The following is a 20,135-nucleotide window of genomic DNA, read 5'->3' as shown; positions in this document are numbered from 1 at the left end:
CGATCCAGAAGGATTGAAGCCGTGTCACTCAGCGTAACCCAACTGCTTGAAGGCTCCGGTGCCCGGCCCAAGAAGGGCCTGGGTGCGGTTTTCGGGCTCAATTCCGACAGTCGCCGGATCGAGCCGGGTGATGTCTTCTTCGCCCTGCCTGGCGCAAGCGTGCACGGCAACCAGTTCATCCCCGAGGCGGTGCGTCGCGGGTGCCTCGCTATCGTCACCGACATCGACCCACCGGGTGATCCCGGCGTTCCGGTGATCATCGTCAAGGACGTCCGCGCCGCTTATGCCCGCGCGGCGTCGCGCGTCTACGAGCCACAGCCGGAAATCACCGTGGCGGTGACCGGTACCAACGGCAAGACGTCCGTCGCCTCCTTCGTGCGGCAGATCTGGACCCATGCCGGTATTCCTGGGGCCAGCATCGGCACGCTGGGCGTCGACACCGCGACCCGACATATCGATGGGGCGCTGACGACGCCGGACTCGCGCACGCTGCACCAGTCGATGCGGGCGCTGAAGGCGCAGGGCATCAACCATGTGGCGCTGGAAGCATCGAGCCATGGGCTCGACCAGCGCCGCCTGGACGGGATCCATTTCGAGGCGGTGGCCTTCACCAATCTCAGCCGCGACCACCTCGATTATCACGCCAACATGGACGAGTACCGGGACGCCAAGCTGCGGCTGTTCACCGACCTGTTGGTGGATACCGGCCCCGCTATAGTCAATGTCGACGATCCGGAGCACGAGCCGTTCATGTTCGCGGCGCTGAGCGCCGGGGCAACCCTGTTGACCGTCGGCCGCGAAGGCGCCTATATCGAAATATTGTCCATCCAGCCCGAAGGTTACGGCCAGCGGGTGGAAGTGCGGCACGTGGGCGAAAAGACCAGTTTCCACCTGCCGCTGACCGGCGAGTTCCAGGTGTCGAATGCGTTGATCGCGGCGGCGCTGGCGATGTCGAGCGGCGTCGACAAGGCGGACGCGTTCCCGGCGCTGTCGGAGCTGAAGGGCGCCAAGGGGCGGCTTGAGCTCGTCGCCGAGCACAATGGTGCGGCGATCTTCATCGACTACTCGCACAAGCCGGTGGCGCTGGAGTCGGCGCTGTCGGCCCTGCGGCCCTATGCCAAGAACAAGCTGCGGCTGGTGTTCGGCGCTGGCGGCGACCGCGACAAGGGCAAGCGGCCGATGATGGGCGAGGTGGCCCAGCGCATGGCGGACGACGTCATCGTCACCGACGACAATCCCCGCACCGAAGACCCGGCGACCATCCGTGCCGAAATCCTTGCCACGGCGACCGGTGCCAAGGAGATCGGCGACCGTAAGGCGGCGATTGCGGCAGCGGTGAAGGCACTGCAGCCAGGCGACGTGTTGCTGATTGCCGGCAAGGGGCATGAAGAGTACCAGATCGTCGGCACCACCAAGCACCACTTCTCGGACCACGAAGCGGTGGCCGAGGCGATCAAGGGCTGACCGCCCGGAGCAGGCGACGGGGGCCGCCGCACCATTCTACGGACCATGCGATGAGCCAACCGCACTTCACCGTCGCCGACATCCTGGCCGTCACCGGCGGCCGCACCGGTCTGGGCGGCGACACGCCGATCAACGCGATCTCCATCGACTCACGCGAACTCGGGCCGGATGCGTTGTTCGTGGCCATAAAGGGCGACCGCTTCGACGGCCATGACTTTGTCGAGCAGGCGCTGAAGGATGGCGCTGTGGCGGCGCTGGTGACCGAGGGGCGCGGCGATGGGGCCGGTCGCATCATCGTTCCCGATGCGCTTGAGGGACTGCGCGACATCGCCCGTGCCGCGCGCGAGCGCAGCCGCGCCGTCATTGTCGGGGTCACCGGTAGCGTGGGCAAGACCACGACCAAGGAAGCGTTGCGCGTGGTGTTCGAAGCGGCCGGGTCGACGCATGCTTCGATCAAGAGCTTCAACAATCATTGGGGCGTGCCGCTGATGCTGGCGCGCCTGCCGGTTTCGGCGCAGTTCGGCGTGTTCGAAATGGGCATGAGCGCGCCCGAGGAGATCCGGCCGCTGACGCGGCTGGTGCGCCCGCACATTGCAGTGATCACTACCATCGCCCCGGCGCATCTCGAGGCGCTGGGTTCACTGGATGCCATCGCCCGCGCGAAATCCGAGATATTCTCGGGGCTCGAGCCGGGTGGCACGACCATCCTCAATGCCGATCACGGGCAGTTGGATGTGCTGCTGGAAGAGGCGCGCGCCGCGGGCGTGGGGCGCGTCGTGACCTATGGAGAGGCGCGCGGTGTCGACTGGCAGATCGTCAACATCGAGAGCCTGCCGGAAAGCAGCGTCGCAACGGTGGAGCACGAGGGTCAGCGCTACGAGCTGCTGCTCAATGTGCCGGGACGCCACATGGTGGCCAATGCGGTGGGCGCGCTCGCTGCAAGCCATGCTGCAGGCGTGGAGCCGGCGGTCGCGCTGCGAGCATTGGCTGGCTTCGGGGCGCAGCCGGGGCGTGGTGCCCGGACTCGATTGGGTCCGTCCGGCCGGCCGCTGTTGCTGATCGACGAAAGCTACAACGCCAACACCGCTTCGATGACGGCCGCACTCGACGTGTTCGCCCGGCAGGAGGCGCCCGGCGGACGCAAGATCATCGTGCTCGGGGACATGCGCGAACTCGGAACGCAGAGTGCCGAGCTGCACCGCAGCCTGGCGCCCGCAGTGCTGGCGGCCGGTGCCGACCGTGTCTACCTGGTGGGGCCGCAGATGCAGGCACTCGCCGAGGCACTGGGGCAGGGGCGTGTTGCTGCCCATACACAGACAGCGGGGGAGATGGCGGAGATCGTCGTTGCCGATCTTGCCTATGGGGACGCTGTTATGATCAAAGGGTCAAACGGCGTGGGGCTGGCGGGCGTCGTGGAGCAAATCCGCAACAGGTTCGAGCGGGCCTGAACACCACCCACGCGAGAGGAATTTCCCCTACATGCTGTATTTCCTTGGCCAGCTGGGTGACGCGTTCGCGGCGTTCAACGTCTTTCGCTACATCACCTTCCGCACGGCTGGCGCGGTAGTCACCGCCCTGTTCTTCGTGTTCCTGTTCGGCCCGGCCATGATCGCGCTGCTGCGCGTCAAGCAGGGCCGGGGCCAGCCGATCCGCGAGGACGGGCCGCAGTCGCACCTTCTCACCAAGAAGGGCACGCCCACCATGGGCGGGCTGATGATCCTGTCCGGCGCGGTGATCTCGACGCTGCTGTGGTCAAACCTGACCAATGGCTATGTCTGGGTGGTGCTGTTCGTAACCGTGGGCTTCGGGGCCATCGGGTTCTACGACGACTACCTCAAGGTCAAGCGCATGAGCCATGCCGGGTTCGGCTCCAAGCAGCGGCTGCTGCTCGAAGCCATCATCGGCTGCATGGCGGCGTTTGCGATCTCGCAACTGGCGTCGGGCGCCTACGGCACCTCGCTGCTGTTCCCGTTCGTCAAGGACCTCGCGCTCAACCTCGGCTATTTCTACATCCTGTTCGGCGGCTTCGTGGTTGTGGCAGCGGGCAACTCGGTGAACCTCACTGACGGCCTCGACGGGCTCGCCATCGTGCCGGTGATGGTCGCCGCGGCGTGCTTCGGGTTCATCGCGTATCTGGTCGGCAGCACCACCTATGCCGAGTACCTGCTGCTCAATGCCGTACCCGGCACGGCCGAGCTCTCGGTGGTCTGTGGCGCGCTGATCGGCGCTGGCCTCGGCTTTTTGTGGTTCAACGCCCCGCCGGCGCAGATCTTCATGGGCGACACGGGCTCGCTCGCCCTCGGGGGTGCGCTGGGTGCCATCGCCGTCGCCACCAAGCACGAGATCGTCCTTGCGATCATCGGCGGTCTGTTCGTGCTCGAAACCGTCTCGGTGATCGTGCAGGTGGCCTCGTTCCGGCTCACCGGCAAGCGGGTGTTCCGAATGGCGCCCATCCACCACCACTTCGAGCATCTGGGCTGGACGGAGTCGCAGGTGGTGATCCGCTTCTGGATCATCAGCTTCGTGCTGGCGTTGATTGGGCTGTCGAGCCTGAAGCTGCGCTAGGGGAGGACGGGGATGCCCTCCGCCCGGGCAGCCCGAGCCATGGCCTCGTCGAGCGTCGCCAGCGGCACGTTGCGGAGTTTAGCCAAGGCGACGTAGCTGGCGTCGTAAGCAGTTAGGTCGTGCCGATCTGAGATGTTGGCGACCTCGGTCAGTTCCGCTTCCGGGCCGGGATCTGCCACGATCATTCGCATGAAGGCAGCCAACGCTTCGTCGCGCTTCTCACGCGTTATGCTCTTGCGGCGAAGTGCCGTGCGCAGCGCGTTGAGCACTTCAATCTGGTAGATGGCTGGTCCTGCAATGCCAGTCTGCATGACCTGTTCGTAGACACTGCGAGTGGACGCGGCTTCTTCTTCGGCCAATAACCAGGCAACGGTGATCGAGGCATCTACAACGATCATCTGGTCCGGCCGTCATTGATCATGTCCTTGATGGACATGCCCTCTGGTAGCCTTACACCCTTGCGCAACTCGGCCAGTTCCTCCCAACTGGGTGGGGCGGAACCGGCCCCTTTGGCGGGCACTATGCGGGCCACGGTCTTGCCGCCGCGGGTCAGTTCCACGCTTTCGCCATGCGCCACGCGCTCGACCAGTTGCTCGAGGTCAGAACGTGGCGCGATTTCCCACTTTTCGTCCATGGCAGTCCTCGCGTCGTCCAACGCTACTCCAGTTGATATGGCTGCTCAACAGATCGGCGTCGACTCGCAAAACGCAACGGCTCTTCGCCATTCGGTAACCATCGCCCGGCTACATTCGATGCAAGTTGTATCGAGTAGCCGGCGTTCTCCCATGATGTTCTCGCGCACCGACAAGTCCCCGCTCGCGCAGTGGTGGTGGTCGATCGACAAGGAATTGCTCGGGGCGCTGATGCTGCTGATGACCTGCGGCATGGTGCTGAGCTTTGCCGCCAGTCCGCCGGTGGCCGAACGGCTCGGGCTGAGCCAGTGGCACTTCGTCATTCGTCATGCGCTGTTTTGTATTCCGGCGCTGGGCGCCTTGCTCGTCGCATCGCTGCTCAGCCCGCGACAGGCGCGCTTTGCGGCGCTCGGGACGCTGCTGGTCAGCGTGGTGCTGCTTTATGCGACCCTGCGCTTCGGCGCGGAGGTGAAGGGTGCCCGGCGCTGGATTTCGATCGCCGGCAACACCGTCCAGCCATCGGAGTTCGTGAAGCCGGCCTTCGCCGTGCTCGGCGCCTGGCTGTTCTCGGAATCGATGATCCACCGCAACGTACCGGGGCGGACCATTGCCTCGCTCGTCATGCTGGCGATCGTTGTCGGCCTGTTGCTGCAGCCCGATATCGGGCAGACGGCGCTGGTGCTGGCCACCTGGGCGGTGCTGCTGTTTCTGTCGGGGATCTCCTGGTTCATCATCTTCGCGCTTGGTGGTGCTGCGGCGGCGCTGCTGGTCGGCGCCTATATGTTCTTCCCGCACTTCGCGCGGCGCATCGACACCTTCCTCAATCCGGAAGGCGGCGGCAACACCTACCAGATCGACCGTGCGCTCGAGTCCCTGTTCGAGGGTGGGTGGTTCGGTCGTGGCCCGGGCGAGTCCATGGCCAAGAAGCTGATCCCCGACGCTCATGCCGACTATGTGTTCTCGGCGGCGGCCGGCGAGTTCGGCATCGTCTTCTGCATGGCACTGGTTACGCTGATCGGCTTCATCGTGATCCGGGCGCTGCTGGCGGCGCAGCGGCAGCAGAGCCTGTTCGCGCGCCTCGCGGCGTCGACGCTGGCGATCCAGTTTGCCATGCAGGCCGGCATTAACCTGGCGGTGAACCTCAACCTCATTCCGCCCAAGGGCATGACGCTGCCGTTCGTGTCCTATGGCGGCACCTCGATGATCGCGGTCGGCTTCGGCATGGGGCTGATGCTGGCGCTGACCCGAATCAAGCCGGAAGAGCGGATGGCCACCGGCCTTCCCACCTACAGCAGCGCCGTGGTAGCCCCCGCCGAATGAAAACCTTCGTACTCATGGCCGGTGGCACCGGGGGGCATCTGTTCCCGGCGATGGCGCTGGCGCAGGAACTGGGCCGCCGCGGCCACACGGTCGAATTGATGACCGACCACCGTGTCGAAAGCTATGGCGGCGACTTTCCCGCCCGGCAGGTGCACGTCATTCCATCGGGCACGCCGACCGGCGCCAACCCGCTGAAGCTGGTGCCGGCCGGGATCAAGATCGTCAGCGGGATCGCCGTGGCGCTCGGCAAGCTGCGCCGGATCAGGCCGGATGCGGTGATCGGCTTCGGCGGTTATCCGACCTTCCCGCCGTTCGTCGCGGCGAGCCTGATGGGCGTGCCCGGAATTCTCCATGAACAGAATGCGGTCATGGGGCGGGCCAATCGGGCGCTGACCCGCTTTGCCGATATCCTGGCGATGAGCTTTGCCAAGACCAGGTTCACCGAAGGGCTGGCGCTCGAGAAGGTGCTGACCGGCAATCCGGTGCGCGATCGGGTGCGAGAGGCGTCGGCAATGCCGTATCCGGAACTTACCGCCGACGGGACGCTTCGCCTCGTGGTGTTCGGCGGTAGCCAGGGAGCCAAGGCGCTGTCGGACATCGTGCCTGCGGCGATCGCCTCGCTACCGGATGACATTCGCCAGCGCCTGCGTCTGGTGCAGCAGTGCCGCGCCGAGGACCTGGACCGGGTGGCCGAGGTCTACCGGCAAGCCAAGGTCAATGTCGAACTCGGCGCCTTCTTCAACGACCTGCCGGAGCGGATCGCGGCGAGCCACCTGGTGATCGGGCGTTCGGGTGCTTCGACTGTGGCCGAGCTGTGCGTGCTGGGTCGGCCGGCGATCCTGGTGCCTCTGCCGGGTTCGATCGATGCGGATCAGAAGAACAATGCCCTGGTGGTTGAGGAAGCGGGCGGCGGCTGGATCGCCGAGCAGGCCACGCTTTCACCGCAATCGCTTGGCACTCGCCTCACCACCTTGTTATCCGACCCGGCCATCCTGACGCGGGCCGCCGCTGCCGCGCGTTCGCTTGGTCAGCCCCGCGCCACGGAAAAGTTGGCGGACCTGGCCGAGATGCTGGCCGGCAAACACACAGAACTCAAGCAGGAGACGCGCTCATGAAGATGCCGCGCAATATCGGACCGGTGCATTTCATCGGCATCGGCGGCATCGGCATGAGCGGCATCGCCGAGATCCTGCACAACCAGGGCTACGTGGTGCAGGGCTCTGATGCCTCGCTCAACCCCAATGTGCAGCGCCTGCGCGACATGGGGATCAAGGTCGCCATCGGCCAGAGCGGCGACAATCTCGGCCAGGCCGAGGTGGTGGTGGTCTCCTCCGCGATCAAGAAGGACAATCCCGAGCTCGTCGCGGCCCGTGCGAAGGCGCTGCCGATCGTGCGCCGCGCCGAAATGTTGGCCGAAATCATGCGCTTCAAGACCGCCATCGCCATCGGCGGCACGCATGGCAAGACCACCACCACCACCCTGGTGGCGACGCTGCTCGATGCCGGCAATCTCGACCCCACCGTGATCAATGGCGGCATCATCAATGCCTATGGTACCAATGCCCGGCTTGGCGGCGGCGAATGGATGGTGGTTGAGGCTGACGAAAGCGACGGCACCTTCATCAAGCTGCCGGCCGACGTGGCCGTGGTGACCAATATCGATCCCGAGCATCTCGACCACTATGGGGACTTCGAGGGCGTGAAGCGCGCCTTCCACCAGTTCGTCGAGAACGTGCCCTTCTATGGCTTTGCCATCATGTGCCTCGACCATCCGGTGGTGCAGTCTCTGGTCGGCGAAATTCGCGACCGGCGCGTCATCACCTATGGGCGCAACCCGCAGGCCGATGTGCGGCTGGTCGATCTCGAAAACCATGACGGCGTGCAGCACTTCTCTGTCGAAATCCGCGATCGCATTCGCCAGACGCAGCTCCGGATCGACGGGCTGGAACTGCCGATGCCCGGCGTGCACAACGCCCTCAACGCCACGGCGGCTATTGCCGTGGCTGACCAGTTGCATGTGCCGGCCGAGGCGATCCGCAAGGGCCTCAAAGGCTTCACCGGCGTCAAGCGCCGCTTCACCCGCACGGGTGTGGTCGGCGGCATCACCGTGATCGACGACTACGGGCACCATCCCGTGGAGATCGCGGCCGTGTTGCGCGCAGCGCGGCAGTCGGCCCGGCGCGATGTGATCGCCGTGGTGCAGCCGCACCGCTATTCGCGCGTCCATGACCTGTTCGACGATTTCGCCGCCTGCTTCAACGACGCCGATACGGTGATCGTCGCGCCCATCTATGCGGCCGGCGAGGCGCCCATGCCGCATGTCACCCATGAGGAACTCGTCGCCCGCATCCGGGCGCGGGGCCACCGCGACGCGCGGGTGATCGATCGCCCTGAGGCGCTGGCGCCGCTGCTCGCCAGCCGCGCTGCCGATGGGGACTACGTCGTCTGCCTCGGTGCCGGCAACATCACCCAGTGGGCCGCGGCGCTCCCGGGTGAACTCGGCGAACTCTTGGGGGAGGAGCCGAAGTGAACTTTCCCAAGATCTGCGTATCCGCGAGGCCAGTGCGATGAGCAAGCATGTTGCCGTCCTCATGGGCGGATGGTCCAATGAACGGCCGGTATCGCTCAGCAGCGGCGCTGAATGTGCTGCCGCGCTTCGACGGGCCGGCTATCGCGTGACCGAGATCGACGTCGAGCGCGATATCGCCAATGTGTTGCTGGAGCTCAAGCCGGACGTCGCCTTCAACGCCCTGCATGGGCCGTTCGGCGAAAGCGGCATGATCCAGGGCCTGCTGGAACTGCTGCAGATTCCCTACACCCACTCCGGGGTGCTCGCCTCGGCGCTGGCCATGGACAAGCACCAGGCCAAGATCATGCTCAAAGCGGCCGGAATTCCGGTGACCGACCACGTGATCGCCAGTCGACCGGAGGTGGCGCGGACGCACGTGATGGCGCCGCCCTATGTCATCAAGCCGATCGCCGAGGGGTCGAGCTTCGGCGTCTTCATCGTCAAGGTCGACGCCAGCCATCCGCCGCAGGAGATCCTGCGCGAAGACTGGAACTGCGGCGAAGAGGTGATGGTGGAGCGCTACATCCCCGGGCGGGAGCTGACCTGCGCGGTGATGGGCGATGTCGCGCTGGGGGTGACGGAGATCGTCACCGACCTCAATTTCTATAACTACGAAGCCAAGTACGCCTCGGGCGGCTCGCGGCACATCATCCCCGCCGAGTTGAAACCGAAAATTTACGACGAAGTGCAAAAGCTTAGCCTGGCCGCTCACGCGGCTCTGGGCTGCCGCGGGGTGACGCGAAGCGACTTCCGCTACAACGAGGCAGCAGGCCCGGATGGGGAACTGGTCTTTCTCGAGATCAACACCCAGCCGGGCATGACGCCCACGTCCCTCGCACCGGAGCAGGCGGCGTTTGCGGGTCACAGTTTCGAAGACCTGGTCTCCTGGATGGTGGAGGACGCGAGTTGCAACAGGTAAAGAGCGAGGCCTTTCTCGCCGGCGCGCGGCCCATCGATCCGCGCGCGCTGCCTGTTGTCCTGCCTCCAGCACGCCGCAAGCTCAGGACCCGCCTCGGATGGCTGGTGCTGCTACATGGCCGAACGCTGCGCCGCGTCGGACTGGCGCTGGCGCTGCTTGCCACCGGAACGGTGCTCTATCAGGTCCGTGAGCCACTCGGTTCTGTCGCCGTCGCGCTCGGCGACCTGGCGCAGGGCAAGGCCGCTGCCGCCGGTCTTGCGATCGGAGAAATCTCGATCAGTGGTCAGACGCTGACCAGCGAGCAGGCGATCTTCGATGCCTTGGGCATCCAGCCGCACACGTCCACCGTGGCTTTCGACGTCGAGGCGGCACGTCAGCGCATCGCCGAATTGCCGGCGGTCGAAACGGTGAGCGTGCGCAAGTCTTACCCCGGCGACGTCACGGTGATGGTAACCGAGAAGCTGCCGGTCGCCCGCTGGCGTGTCGACGGGATCACGTTCGTGATCGACTCCATGGGCGAGCAGATCGGGGAGGACCGCGGCGCCTATGGCGAACTGCCGCTCGTCGTGGGCGACGGTGCCAATGATGACGCCATGGTGATGATCCGGGCGCTCGATCAGTTTCCCTCGCTCAAGGATGGGCTGTGGGGGCTTTCCCGCATCGCCGACCGCCGCTGGGACCTGATCTATGACACCGGCTTGCGCGTGCAACTGCCGGAACTGGGCGTGGCCCAGGCGCTGCGGCACCTCGTGATGTACCAGAACGACTACCAACTGCTTGACCGGGACGTGACCCTGATCGACCTGCGCGTGCCGCATCTGGTCGCGGTGCGTCCCACCGTTCGCGACGAAGAAGACGATAAAGACTGACACCGCCCATGATGACCGATGCCATGACATCCCGGCTCCGTCCGGTGCAGCCCGGCAAGACCACCCTGGTGGCCGTGCTCGACATCGGCTCGACCAAGATCTGCTGCGTCATCGCGCGGCTGGTGCCGCGCGGGGAGGGGAGGGCACTCCGGGGGCGCTCGCACCAGGCGGAAGTGATCGGCTTCGGTTACGGCCCCTCCGCAGGGGTGAAGAGCGGCGTCGTTACCGATATCGAGGCGGCCGAGCACGCCATCCGGGCTGTGGTCGGCATGGCCGAACGGGCCGCGGGGCTGACGCTGGAATCGGTGATCGTCAACGTGACTGCGGGCCGGCTCGGGTCGGAAACCTTCTCCGCCTCGGTGTCGCTGGGCGGTCAGGAAGTGGAAAAAACCGACATCGTGCGGGTGCTGCGCGCGGTCAATGAGCGCTCGGTGCGACCGGAACGCTCCATCATCCATGCGCTACCGATCGGTTACGCCATCGACGGGCAGAAGGGTATCCGCGAACCCAAGGGCATGGTGGGCGACACGCTTGGCGTCGATGTTGCCGTGGTCAGCGCCGAGACGCTGGCGATGCGCAATCTCGAACTGGTGCTGCACCGGTGCCACCTGCAGATCGAGGCGCTGATTGCCACGCCCTATGCCGCCGGTCTCGCAACGCTGGTGGATGACGAAGCTCAACTCGGGGTGGCCTGCATCGACTTCGGCGGCGCCACCACGACCGTCTCCGTGTTCAACGACGGGCACCTCGTCTATGCCGATGCCCTCGCCATCGGCGGGCACCACCTGACCCTTGATATCGCCCGTCAACTGTCGGTCAGCGTGGCCGACGCCGAGCGGCTCAAGACCTTCTACGGTTCGGTGCTGCCCGGCCAGTCGGACGAGCGCGACATGATCCCCATCAACCCGGTCGGCGCGCAGCCGGACGAAGCGCCGGGGCAGATCGCGCGCTCGGTGCTTACCCGCATCATGCGGCCTCGGATCGAGGAAATCCTCACCGCCATCCGCGACCGTATGCAGGCAACCGGCATGATGGATGTCTGCGGCCGCCGCTTCGTGCTGACCGGCGGGGCGAGCGAACTGACCGGTCTGCCGGAGGTTGCCCGCCGCACGCTGGCGCGCAACGTCCGCAATGGCCGGCCCATGGGCATCTCCGGCTTGCCGGACATGGCCAAGGGTGCGGCCTTCGCCACCGTCGCCGGCATGCTGGTCTACCCGCAGGTGTGCGCGCAGGAATACCAGGAGCCGCGCGGCAGCCGTAAGCTCACCGGCACCGATGGTTACCTGGCCCGCGTCGGCAACTGGCTGAGGCACAGTTTCTAGCACCTGCCGCAGTTTAGGATCGTTTCGGCACTCTGCCCGTTGCCCTTCGGCATTGCAGGAGGTGCTCATGCTTCGATCCTTGCTTATCGGCCTCGTGGCCGGCCAGCGCGGCATCTCGCCGCTCGCCGCGATTGCGATCGCCACCTATCGTCGAGAAATCCCGGCTGAATTGCCGTTGCAGAAATTGATGCTGAACCCGGTGGTGACCGCCGGGACCACCGCGTTCGCCGCGGCCGAGATGGCCGGCGACAAGATGAAGTCTGCTCCCGATCGCATCGTGCCCATCGGTCTCGCCGTTCGGGCCATCACCTCGGCGTATGCCGGGGCCGCGTTGGCCCCGAGGGATCAGCGCGTCGCCGGCGCCGCAATCGCGGTCGGCGCGGCTCTGGTCTCGTCCTATTTCGGATGGCGCCTGCGTGTGGCTGCCATGGAGCGCTATGGTCAGACCGCAACCGGCCTGGTCGAGGATGCGGTGGTGTTCGGCACCGGGCTGGCCGTCGCCAACCCTGAGCTCACCGGAACCAAGGCGCTGCTGCCGGCGCGCTAGTTTGGTTTACGAGAGGTGAAGGCGTAACCGGCGGGTGTCGCATATTGCGCGAGTGTTAACCCCAGAACGGCAATTGTTAGGGGCTGGTTAACGTTTGGGTGGGTAAATCTTAACCCAACACGCCACCACGGGTTCGCTCATGACCATCAACCTGACTATTCCGGACATCAAGGAACTCAAGCCGCGCATCACCGTCTTCGGGTGCGGCGGCGCCGGCGGAAACGCCGTCAACAACATGATCGAGTCCGGTCTCGACGGGGTCGATTTCGTCGTCGCCAACACGGACGCGCAAGCGCTGGCGCTCAGCAAGGCGCAGCGCATCATCCAGCTTGGCGTCGGCGTTACCGAAGGTCTTGGTGCCGGCTCGCACCCGGAAGTCGGCCGGGCCGCTGCCGAGGAAAGCTGGGACGAGATCAACGATCACCTCAGCGGCTCGCACATGGTGTTCATTACCGCCGGTATGGGCGGTGGCACCGGCACCGGCGCAGCACCCGTGGTGGCTCGGGCTGCTCGCGAGCAGGGGATACTCACGGTCGGCGTCGTGACTAAGCCGTTCAACTTCGAAGGCAACCGCCGTGCACGGCTGGCTGAAGACGGTATCGACGAACTGCACCGCCACGTTGACACGCTGATCGTCATTCCGAACCAGAACCTGTTCCGCGTCGCCAACGAGAAGACCACCTTCGCCGACGCCTTCGCGATGGCCGACCAGGTGCTGTTCTCCGGCGTCGCCTGCATCACCGACCTGATGGTCAAGGAAGGCCTGATCAACCTCGACTTCGCCGACGTGCGCGCCGTCATGCGCGGCATGGGCAAGGCGATGATGGGTACGGGCGAGGCTTCCGGTGAAGATCGTGCCCGTCACGCCGCCGAAGCTGCTATCGCCAACCCGCTGCTCGACGATGTGTCGATGCATGGCGCCCGGGGCCTCTTGATCTCCATCACCGGTGGTCCGGACCTGACCCTCTACGAGGTCGACGAGGCGGCCAGCCGCATCCGCGAGGAAGTGGACGTCGATGCCAACATCATCCTTGGCGCGACCTACGATCCGAACCTGACCGGCACCATCCGCGTCTCGGTCGTGGCCACCGGCACCGATGCAGCCATGGTCCAGGCTCTCGAGCCGGCCAAGCCGCATGCGTCGCGCACGCCTCTGGAAGTGCGCCGTCATGTGCCGGTCGAGCCGACCCGCGTTCAGCTCGAGCGCGAAGCTGCCGATCGTGCGGCTGCGGCCTATGCCGCCCAGGCTGTCGAGATGCAGGTCGAGCACGCCGTTGCCGACGCCATCAGCCGCGAAATGCCCGCTCAGCCGGCTGCCCCGGTGGCGCACCAGGACGACGGCGTCTATGTCGAGCCCTACACGCCGGCAGCCGAAGTCATGCATGAGCCCGAAGACCAGGCTCCGCCCGCTGATTCGCCGATCCCGAGCGTCTACGTGCCGTCGAGCGCCGCGCGTCCGGAAGGTCAGCGCCGCATGCCGCGCACCGAGGAACTGCCGATTGTGGCGCGCCGGTCACAGGAAGCGCAAGAACGTCAGGGCGAGGAACCGCGCAATGCCCGGGCTCTGTTCAAGCGTCTGGCTTCCAATGTCGGCCTGAATATCGGCACGACGCAGCAGGCGACCCGCGACGAGCCGGCTTATCCGGCGGCCGACGATGCTGCCGCCCGCAGCGCGATCGAAGCCGGTGTTGCAAGGACTTCGCGTGTATCGGCACCGGTCGAAGGCGCCCGTGGCAGCCTCGATGCGCAGGGCCGTCAGCAGGCTCAGCCGCTGCAGAAGGATCATCTCGAAATCCCTGCCTTCCTGCGCAAGCACGGCTGAGGGTAGCGAGTTTTCCGTTGAACAGGTGACCCGGTGCGGCTTTCGCGCCGGGTTTTTTTTGAGTAACACACAGCTCTGCGTAGGGCGCGGGGTCGGAGTTCGTTTCAAGTATGCATAAGCTATCCACGCGTCAGCGTACCCTAGCGGCCGTCGTGTCCTTTGCCGGTTACGGTGTCCACAGCGCCCAGCCGGTCACCCTCAGCATCGCCCCGGCTCCGGCTGACAGCGGCTATCTGATCCGACGCGACCTAGGCGCTGCGGGCATGACCGATGCCGTGCCGGTGCACTTCTCGCGCGTGACGCGCACCACGCTCTGCACCACGCTCGACCTTGGCGACAGCATCAGCGTCGCGACCATCGAACACGTGGCGTCGGCCCTGTCGGGCCTGGGTGTCGACAATGCCCTGATCACCCTCGACGGGGCGGAGTGCCCGATTCTGGACGGCAGCGCCTTCCCCTTCGCCAAGGCGATCCTCGAAGCCGGGCTCGAGATCCAGCCGGCCCAGAAGAAGTTCCTCAAGATCATGCGGGCGGTGACGGTCCGCAACAACGACGCCTTCGCAGCGCTCGAGCCCTATAACGGGCGCGCGCTCGACCTCGAGATCGACTTCGATTCAAAGGTCATCGGCCGTCAGCGCATGATCTTCGACTGGTCGCCGCGCCGCTATTTCGAAGACGTGTCGAAGGCGCGCACCTTCGGCTTCGTGCGCGATGCCAAGATCCTGCGGCAGGCCGGCTATGCACTCGGCTCCAGCCTCGACAACTCCATCACCCTGCACGAGGACCGGATTCTCAACCCGGGGGGGCTGCGGTTCGAGGACGAATTCGTCCGTCACAAGCTGCTGGACGCGATCGGCGACCTCGCGCTCGGCGGCCTGCCGATCTGGGGCCGTTTCCGCTCCTACAAAGGCGGCCATGCCCTCAACGCCCATGTTCTGGCCGGTCTCTTTTCCAGCGAAGCCAATTATGAGATAGTCGAAGCGCAGGATCTGCCGCTCGATTTCGAGAGTCTCGACGACCAGCCTGAGGGGTTGACGGTCAACTCTTATCTGCGTTCGGTGCGTTGACCGGGCGGGACCACCTGCCACAGTTTTGTTTCATTTGCTGAATACCCGCTGCGAAAGCGGTGATTGCAACAAGGACGGGCAATTCGTGACGACTGTTAATCTCGGTGGCCTCGGAAGCCGGGCCGTCCGTTTCATCACCATTGCTGCCGTGGCGCTTGCGCTGGCGGGCTGTTCCAATCTGTTCGGGCCGCCGAAGGTCAAGGAAGAGCCGATCATTCCGGCCGCCACACTGTACCAGTCTGCACTCGATGACATGGACCGGCAGTACTACCAGACCGCGATCAAGACTCTCGAGAAGCTGGAGCGCCAGCATCCGCGCGATCCGCTGACCGAGAAGTCGAAGCTGATGACGGTCTATGCCCATTACCGCATCGGCGAGTTCGACGAGGCGATCCTCGCCGCCGACCGCTACATGGCGCTTTATCCCAACGGCAAGGACGTGCCCTACGTCCTCTGGCTGAAGGGCACCTCGTACTTCGCGCAGATCAAGGACATCACCCGCGATCAGCAACTGTCCGCTGACGCGATCGAGACCTACAACCTGCTGATCGCCAACTATCCGAACTCCGAACACGCCAAGGACGCCAAGGAGAAGCTCCTGGTCGCCTATGACAATTTGGCGGGCAAGGAAATGTCGGTGGGCCGCTACTATCTCGGCAACGGCCAGTATACGGCCGCCATCAACCGCTTCCGCGTGGTGGTGGAACAGTGGCAGACCTCGACCCATATCGAGGAAGCCTTGTATCGCCTGACCGAGGCCTATCTCTCGCTGGGCCTGACCAACGAAGCGGCTACTGCCACGGCGGTGCTGGGTCACAACTATCCGTCCAGCAGCTGGTACAAACAGGCCTATGACCTGCTCGCCAAGCAGAACATCACCCCGTCGGTGAACAGCGCCAGCTGGATGGCGTCGCTTCGGACCTGATGCGGTCAGCAAATCTTTGTTGCTAGTTTGTTCCGGGGCGCTATGATGCGCCCCGGCCTGTTTCTGCACCAGGGAGTCGGTCGGTACCCGCCGACCAGAGGGTGGTCCGCATGCTGCTGGCGCTGTCGGTTCGCAACATCGTTCTCATCGATCAACTGGATCTTGCTCTCGACGAGGGCATGACGGTGCTTACCGGCGAGACCGGAGCCGGCAAGTCCATCCTGCTCGACGCGCTGGCGCTCGCTCTCGGCGGACGCGGCGATGCCTCGCTGGTGCGACAGGGGCAGGACAGCGGCCAGGTGGTGGCGGTGCTGGCTTTGGCGCCGGATCATCCGGCCCGGGCGCATCTGCGCGACAATGCCATTCCCGACGATGAGGATGTGATCCTGAGGCGCGTGCAGTTCGCCGACGGGCGCACCCGGGCCTTCATCAACGATCAGCCGGTTTCGGCGGCGCTGCTGCAACGCATCGGCAGCCAAATCGTCGAGATTCACGGCCAGCACGACGATCGGGCGCTGGTGGATGTCTCGACCCATCGTTCAGCGCTCGATGCCTTCGGGGAACTCGAGAATCGCGCCGCGGCAGTCCGAGCCGCCTGGCAGGCGCTGGTCGACGCCCAGGCCGCCGTGGCCGAGCAGAAGGCGCTGGTCGAGGAAGCGCTCGCCGCCGAGGACTACGCCCGCCACACGGTCGAGGAGTTGACCAAGCTCAAGGCTCTGGTTGGCGAGGAAGACGAGCTTGCCGAGCGCCGGCAGCACCTGCAGCAGCTCGAACGCTCTGCCGCCGACGTCACCGAGATCGACGGCATCCTCAATGGCCCCACCGCGCCGGCGCCGGAACTCGCCAGCCTGCTGCGGCGCCTCACCCGCAAGGTGGACGGCGGCCAGACGCTGTTCCAGCCGCTGGTGGATGCGCTCGACAGGGCGCTCGAAGCGCTGGATGGCACCGGCGAAGCGTTGGATGAGCTCAAGCGGGAGATGGCCTACGACCCGGCCGAGCTCGAGGGCGTCGAGGAGCGGCTGTTCGCCCTCAGGGCCATGGCGCGCAAGCACCAGACAACCTGCGACGGCCTGCCGGAGGTGCTCGCCAAGTACGAAGCCGACCTCGATACGCTGCAGGGCGGGGAGACGCGTCTGGTGGCGCTTGAGGCGGCGGAAGTGACTGCCCGCGCTGCCTACCGCAAGGCAGCGGAGGCACTGAGTGCCGGCCGGGCCCGTGCGGCCGCCGCGCTCAGCAAGGCTGTGGGCAAGGAACTGCCGGACCTCAAGCTCGGCGCGGCCCGCTTCATCGTCGATCACCAGGTGGACGAGGAGCGGGTTGCCGCCACCGGCTTCGACCAGATCGCCTTCCATGTGCAGACCAATCCCGGCACCGCCGCCGGTCCGCTGCTGAAAGTCGCTTCCGGTGGCGAACTCAGCCGCTTCCTTCTTGCCCTCAAGGTGGTGCTGGCCGATCGCGGTTCTGCCCCGGTGCTGATCTTCGACGAAATCGACACGGGTGTTGGCGGTGCCGTCGCCGATGCGATCGGGCGACGCTTGGCACGCTTGGCGGAAAAGGTGCAGGTGCTGACGGTCACTCATGCGCCGCAGGTCGCGGCCCGGGCCCGGCGGCACCTGTTGATCGAAAAGCAGATGACCGGCGGGGCCTTCATGCGCACGCATGTGAAGCCGCTCGATCCCTCCGCGCGCCAGGAGGAGGTCGCCCGCATGCTCGCCGGGGCCACCATCACCGACGAGGCCCGGGCGGCAGCCAGCAAGCTTCTGAGCGAAGTGGGGTAGCCCATCCCAGCAGGCGGGAATCCACTCTTGCGAAACCGCGTGCTAGGCCATGACAAGGATGGATTCCCCCCGCGCGGGAATGAGGTCGCAGTTGTTCGGCAGTTTGCGAGTTAGGCATGAGCGGTAGTTCCACGAAACCCGTCGATGAGCTGAACGAGGGCGAGGCCCGCGCCGAACTCCAGCGCCTGGCCGAAGCCATCGCCGCGGCCGACGTCGCCTACCACCAGAATGACGCGCCGGAGATCACCGACGCCGAATACGACCAGATGCGGCTGCGGAATGCCGAAATCGAGACGGCCTTCCCGGAACTGGTGCGCGAGGATAGCCCCACCGGCCGCGTCGGTGCGGCGCCCGCCGAAGGCTTTGCCAAGGTGCGCCATCAGGTGCCGATGCTGAGCCTTGCCAAGGCCTATACCGACCAGGACGTGGTTGACTTCATCGAGCGCGGCCGCCGCTTCTTCGGTCGCGACGAGGGCCTGGAACTCGCCTTCACTGCCGAACCCAAGATCGATGGTCTGTCCGCGTCGCTGCGCTACGAGAACGGCGTGTTCGTGCAGGGCGCGACGCGCGGCGACGGTGCCGTGGGCGAAGATATCACGGCCAACCTCCGGACCATCAAGGATATTCCCGAAAAGCTCGCCGGCAGCGGCTGGCCCGAGGTGATCGAGGTCCGCGGCGAGGTCTACATGACCTATGCCGAGTTCCAGGCCCTGAAGGAGCGCTCCGCCGCGATCGGCGGGCAGGATTACGTCAACCCGCGCAACACCGCCGCGGGTTCGCTGCGCCAGAAGGACCCGGCGGTCACCGCCAGCCGCAACCTGTGCTTCTTTGCCTATGCCTGGGGTTACACCACCGAGGACCCGGCGCCGACGCAATATGAAGCGGTGCAGCGCTTTGCCGACTGGGGTTTCAAGGTCAATCCGCTGATGACGCGGGCCCAATCGGTTGAGGAACTGATCGCGCAGTACCGGGAAATCGAGGCGCAGCGGGCGAGCCTCGGCTACGATATCGATGGCGTCGTGTACAAGGTCGACCAGCTTGAACTGCAGCGCCGCTGGGGCTTCGTGACCGGCGAGCCACGTTGGGCCGTCGCCCACAAGTTCCCGGCCGAACAGGCCACGACCATCCTGCGCCAGATCGACATCCAGGTGGGCCGCACCGGCACATTGGCTCCGGTCGGACGGCTCGATCCGGTGACGGTGGGGGGCGTTACCGTCGTCAACGTCACGCTCCACAATGAGGACTACATCGCCGGCCGCGACAGCTTCGGGCAGCCGATCCGGGATGGCGCCGACATCCGCATCGGCGACACGGTGGTGATCCAGCGCGCAGGCGACGTCATCCCGCAGGTGGTGAAGGTGCTGCTCGAGAAGCGCCCGCCGGACGCCGAGCCCTACCATTTCCCCGAGACCTGCCCGGTCTGCGGTTCTCCGGCGGTGCGCGAGCTGAACGAGAAGACCGGCAAGGAGGACGCCCGGCGCCGCTGCACCGGGGAGTCGATCTGCCCGGCGCAGGCGATCGAGAACCTCAAGCACTTCGTGGCCCGCAACGCCATGGACATCGAGGGCATGGGCACCGAGAACGTCGAGACCTTCTTTTCGGCCGGGCTGCTGAAGACCCAGGCCGATCTGTTCCGGCTCCGCGAGCGGGCAACGGAGGTGCGGCAGGCGCTGTTCGAGCGTCGTGAGGCGCAGGCTGCCGAGCGCGAGCGCTTGACGGGCAAGGTGCGCAAGAAGGTGCTGAGCGCCGAGGAACGCACCTATGAGGGGCTCGACAAGCTGTTCGACGCCATCGACTCGCGCCGCGAGCCGGAGCTGGATCGCTTTATCTTTGCCCTCGGCATTCGCCATGTCGGCGAGACTACGGCAGCGCTCCTGGCGCGGACCTTCTCGACCATCGAAGCCTTCCGCGACAAGGCGGTGGAAGCGGCCGAGAGTGGTGGTGACATGCACGCCGTGTTCCCTTCGATCAACGGGATCGGGGATACGGTGTGGTCGTCGGTGCGGGACTTTTTCGGCAACGAGCGTAACGTCGCCGCGCTGAACGACCTGCTCAGCCATGTGAAGCCGAAGCCCTACGTCGTCACCATCTCGGCCGACAGCCAGGTGGCCGGCAAGACGGTGGTGTTCACCGGCTCGCTCGAGAAGATGACGCGTTCGGAAGCCAAGGCCATGGCCGAGCGGCTGGGCGCGAAGGTCGCCGGCTCGGTGTCGTCGCAGACGGATATTCTCGTTGCGGGGCCGGGGGCCGGCTCCAAGCTCAAGAAGGCCGAGGAACTCGGCGTCGAAGTCATCACCGAAGACCAGTGGTTCGAGCGCGTCGGGCGCTGAGGGAGA

The 20,135-nt window shown here is 65.7% G+C and carries 17 protein-coding genes; 15 read left to right on the top strand and 2 right to left on the bottom strand.

The genetic code is table 11. From position 1 onward, the window contains the following. The first annotated feature begins 21 nt into the window (after positions 1-21). The 3 genes from ACFSX5_RS02695 to mraY are packed head-to-tail and all read left to right on the top strand — an operon-like array spanning position 22 to position 4,029. A complete protein-coding gene (locus ACFSX5_RS02695; protein ID WP_386831529.1) occupies positions 22-1,464 on the top strand; it encodes a UDP-N-acetylmuramoyl-L-alanyl-D-glutamate--2,6-diaminopimelate ligase in 1,443 nt (480 codons plus the stop codon). A 50-nt stretch (positions 1,465-1,514) separates the two neighbouring features. Continuing rightward, positions 1,515-2,912 (top strand): UDP-N-acetylmuramoyl-tripeptide--D-alanyl-D-alanine ligase, encoded by a 1,398-nt coding sequence (locus tag ACFSX5_RS02690; protein WP_386831527.1) that lies wholly within the window; start codon positions 1,515-1,517, stop codon positions 2,910-2,912. Between the two features lie 31 nt (positions 2,913-2,943). Further along, positions 2,944-4,029: a phospho-N-acetylmuramoyl-pentapeptide-transferase gene (mraY, locus tag ACFSX5_RS02685; RefSeq protein ID WP_386831526.1), complete on the top strand. Its 1,086-nt coding sequence runs from the start codon at positions 2,944-2,946 to the stop codon at positions 4,027-4,029. Here the strand turns inward: mraY and ACFSX5_RS02680 are convergent. Together ACFSX5_RS02680 and ACFSX5_RS02675 are read right to left on the bottom strand one after the other, a co-directional pair. Beyond that, complete coding sequence (locus ACFSX5_RS02680) at positions 4,026-4,427, bottom strand: type II toxin-antitoxin system VapC family toxin (RefSeq protein ID WP_386831524.1); 402 nt, start codon at positions 4,425-4,427, stop codon at positions 4,026-4,028. The genes mraY and ACFSX5_RS02680 overlap by 4 nt on opposite strands. Continuing rightward, entirely contained in the window at positions 4,424-4,663 is a 240-nt protein-coding gene (locus ACFSX5_RS02675) for a type II toxin-antitoxin system Phd/YefM family antitoxin (protein WP_386831522.1), read from the bottom strand. The genes ACFSX5_RS02680 and ACFSX5_RS02675 overlap by 4 nt, the downstream gene beginning before the upstream one ends. Before the next feature lie 154 nt (positions 4,664-4,817). Between ACFSX5_RS02675 and ACFSX5_RS02670 the strand changes: the two genes are divergently transcribed. From ACFSX5_RS02670 to ligA, 12 genes are all read left to right on the top strand, one after another. After that, a complete protein-coding gene (locus tag ACFSX5_RS02670) occupies positions 4,818-5,981 on the top strand; it encodes an FtsW/RodA/SpoVE family cell cycle protein (RefSeq protein WP_386835561.1) in 1,164 nt (387 codons plus the stop codon). After that, positions 5,978-7,096, top strand: a complete 1,119-nt coding sequence (murG, locus tag ACFSX5_RS02665) for an undecaprenyldiphospho-muramoylpentapeptide beta-N-acetylglucosaminyltransferase (protein ID WP_386831521.1) — start codon at positions 5,978-5,980, stop codon at positions 7,094-7,096. The genes ACFSX5_RS02670 and murG overlap by 4 nt, the downstream gene beginning before the upstream one ends. Beyond that, a complete protein-coding gene (gene murC / locus ACFSX5_RS02660; protein ID WP_386831520.1) occupies positions 7,093-8,511 on the top strand; it encodes a UDP-N-acetylmuramate--L-alanine ligase in 1,419 nt (472 codons plus the stop codon). Before murG ends, murC begins: the two co-directional genes overlap by 4 nt. A 37-nt stretch (positions 8,512-8,548) precedes the next feature. Next, positions 8,549-9,469: a D-alanine--D-alanine ligase gene (locus ACFSX5_RS02655; RefSeq protein WP_386831518.1), complete on the top strand. Its 921-nt coding sequence runs from the start codon at positions 8,549-8,551 to the stop codon at positions 9,467-9,469. After that, positions 9,457-10,338, top strand: coding sequence for a cell division protein FtsQ/DivIB (locus tag ACFSX5_RS02650; RefSeq protein ID WP_386831516.1), 882 nt, complete (start codon positions 9,457-9,459; stop codon positions 10,336-10,338). The genes ACFSX5_RS02655 and ACFSX5_RS02650 overlap by 13 nt, the downstream gene beginning before the upstream one ends. A 23-nt stretch (positions 10,339-10,361) precedes the next feature. Continuing rightward, the gene (gene ftsA / locus ACFSX5_RS02645) at positions 10,362-11,660 is read left to right on the top strand and encodes a cell division protein FtsA (RefSeq protein WP_386831514.1); all 1,299 of its coding nucleotides are present in this window, start codon (positions 10,362-10,364) and stop codon (positions 11,658-11,660) included. Between the two features lie 67 nt (positions 11,661-11,727). Continuing rightward, positions 11,728-12,207: a DUF4126 domain-containing protein gene (locus tag ACFSX5_RS02640; RefSeq protein WP_386831512.1), complete on the top strand. Its 480-nt coding sequence runs from the start codon at positions 11,728-11,730 to the stop codon at positions 12,205-12,207. Positions 12,208-12,346: 139 nt separating this feature from the next. After that, positions 12,347-14,029 carry a cell division protein FtsZ gene (ftsZ, locus tag ACFSX5_RS02635; RefSeq protein WP_386831510.1) on the top strand — a complete coding sequence of 561 codons (1,683 nt, stop codon included), beginning with the start codon at positions 12,347-12,349 and terminating at the stop codon, positions 14,027-14,029. Positions 14,030-14,139: 110 nt separating this feature from the next. Continuing rightward, positions 14,140-15,096, top strand: coding sequence for a UDP-3-O-acyl-N-acetylglucosamine deacetylase (gene lpxC / locus ACFSX5_RS02630; RefSeq protein ID WP_386831508.1), 957 nt, complete (start codon positions 14,140-14,142; stop codon positions 15,094-15,096). A gap of 85 nt (positions 15,097-15,181) precedes the next feature. After that, positions 15,182-16,021 carry an outer membrane protein assembly factor BamD gene (locus ACFSX5_RS02625; RefSeq protein ID WP_386831507.1) on the top strand — a complete coding sequence of 280 codons (840 nt, stop codon included), beginning with the start codon at positions 15,182-15,184 and terminating at the stop codon, positions 16,019-16,021. Positions 16,022-16,131: 110 nt separating this feature from the next. Continuing rightward, positions 16,132-17,799, top strand: coding sequence for a DNA repair protein RecN (recN, locus tag ACFSX5_RS02620; RefSeq protein WP_386831505.1), 1,668 nt, complete (start codon positions 16,132-16,134; stop codon positions 17,797-17,799). 116 nt (positions 17,800-17,915) lie between these two features. Next, positions 17,916-20,129, top strand: coding sequence for an NAD-dependent DNA ligase LigA (gene ligA, locus ACFSX5_RS02615; RefSeq protein ID WP_386831503.1), 2,214 nt, complete (start codon positions 17,916-17,918; stop codon positions 20,127-20,129). Positions 20,130-20,135: the final 6 nt, after the last annotated feature.

Origin of the sequence: Devosia albogilva, assembly GCF_042685625.1 — a bacterium.
GTDB classification, from domain to species: domain Bacteria; phylum Pseudomonadota; class Alphaproteobacteria; order Rhizobiales; family Devosiaceae; genus Devosia; species Devosia albogilva.
The sequence above is the reverse complement of the archived record's forward strand: the minus strand, read 5'-3'. Positions and strand labels throughout refer to the sequence as shown.

Coding starts and splice junctions, on each gene's coding strand:
- ACFSX5_RS02690 (WP_386831527.1), top strand. CDS start 1,515: ATGAGCCAACCGCACTTCACCGTCGCCGACATCCTGGCCGTCACCGGC.
- mraY (WP_386831526.1), top strand. CDS start 2,944: ATGCTGTATTTCCTTGGCCAGCTGGGTGACGCGTTCGCGGCGTTCAAC.
- ACFSX5_RS02680 (WP_386831524.1), bottom strand. CDS start 4,427: ATGATCGTTGTAGATGCCTCGATCACCGTTGCCTGGTTATTGGCCGAA.
- ACFSX5_RS02675 (WP_386831522.1), bottom strand. CDS start 4,663: ATGGACGAAAAGTGGGAAATCGCGCCACGTTCTGACCTCGAGCAACTG.
- ACFSX5_RS02670 (WP_386835561.1), top strand. CDS start 4,818: ATGTTCTCGCGCACCGACAAGTCCCCGCTCGCGCAGTGGTGGTGGTCG.
- murG (WP_386831521.1), top strand. CDS start 5,978: ATGAAAACCTTCGTACTCATGGCCGGTGGCACCGGGGGGCATCTGTTC.
- murC (WP_386831520.1), top strand. CDS start 7,093: ATGAAGATGCCGCGCAATATCGGACCGGTGCATTTCATCGGCATCGGC.
- ACFSX5_RS02655 (WP_386831518.1), top strand. CDS start 8,549: ATGAGCAAGCATGTTGCCGTCCTCATGGGCGGATGGTCCAATGAACGG.
- ftsA (WP_386831514.1), top strand. CDS start 10,362: ATGACATCCCGGCTCCGTCCGGTGCAGCCCGGCAAGACCACCCTGGTG.
- ACFSX5_RS02640 (WP_386831512.1), top strand. CDS start 11,728: ATGCTTCGATCCTTGCTTATCGGCCTCGTGGCCGGCCAGCGCGGCATC.
- ftsZ (WP_386831510.1), top strand. CDS start 12,347: ATGACCATCAACCTGACTATTCCGGACATCAAGGAACTCAAGCCGCGC.
- lpxC (WP_386831508.1), top strand. CDS start 14,140: ATGCATAAGCTATCCACGCGTCAGCGTACCCTAGCGGCCGTCGTGTCC.
- recN (WP_386831505.1), top strand. CDS start 16,132: ATGCTGCTGGCGCTGTCGGTTCGCAACATCGTTCTCATCGATCAACTG.
- ligA (WP_386831503.1), top strand. CDS start 17,916: ATGAGCGGTAGTTCCACGAAACCCGTCGATGAGCTGAACGAGGGCGAG.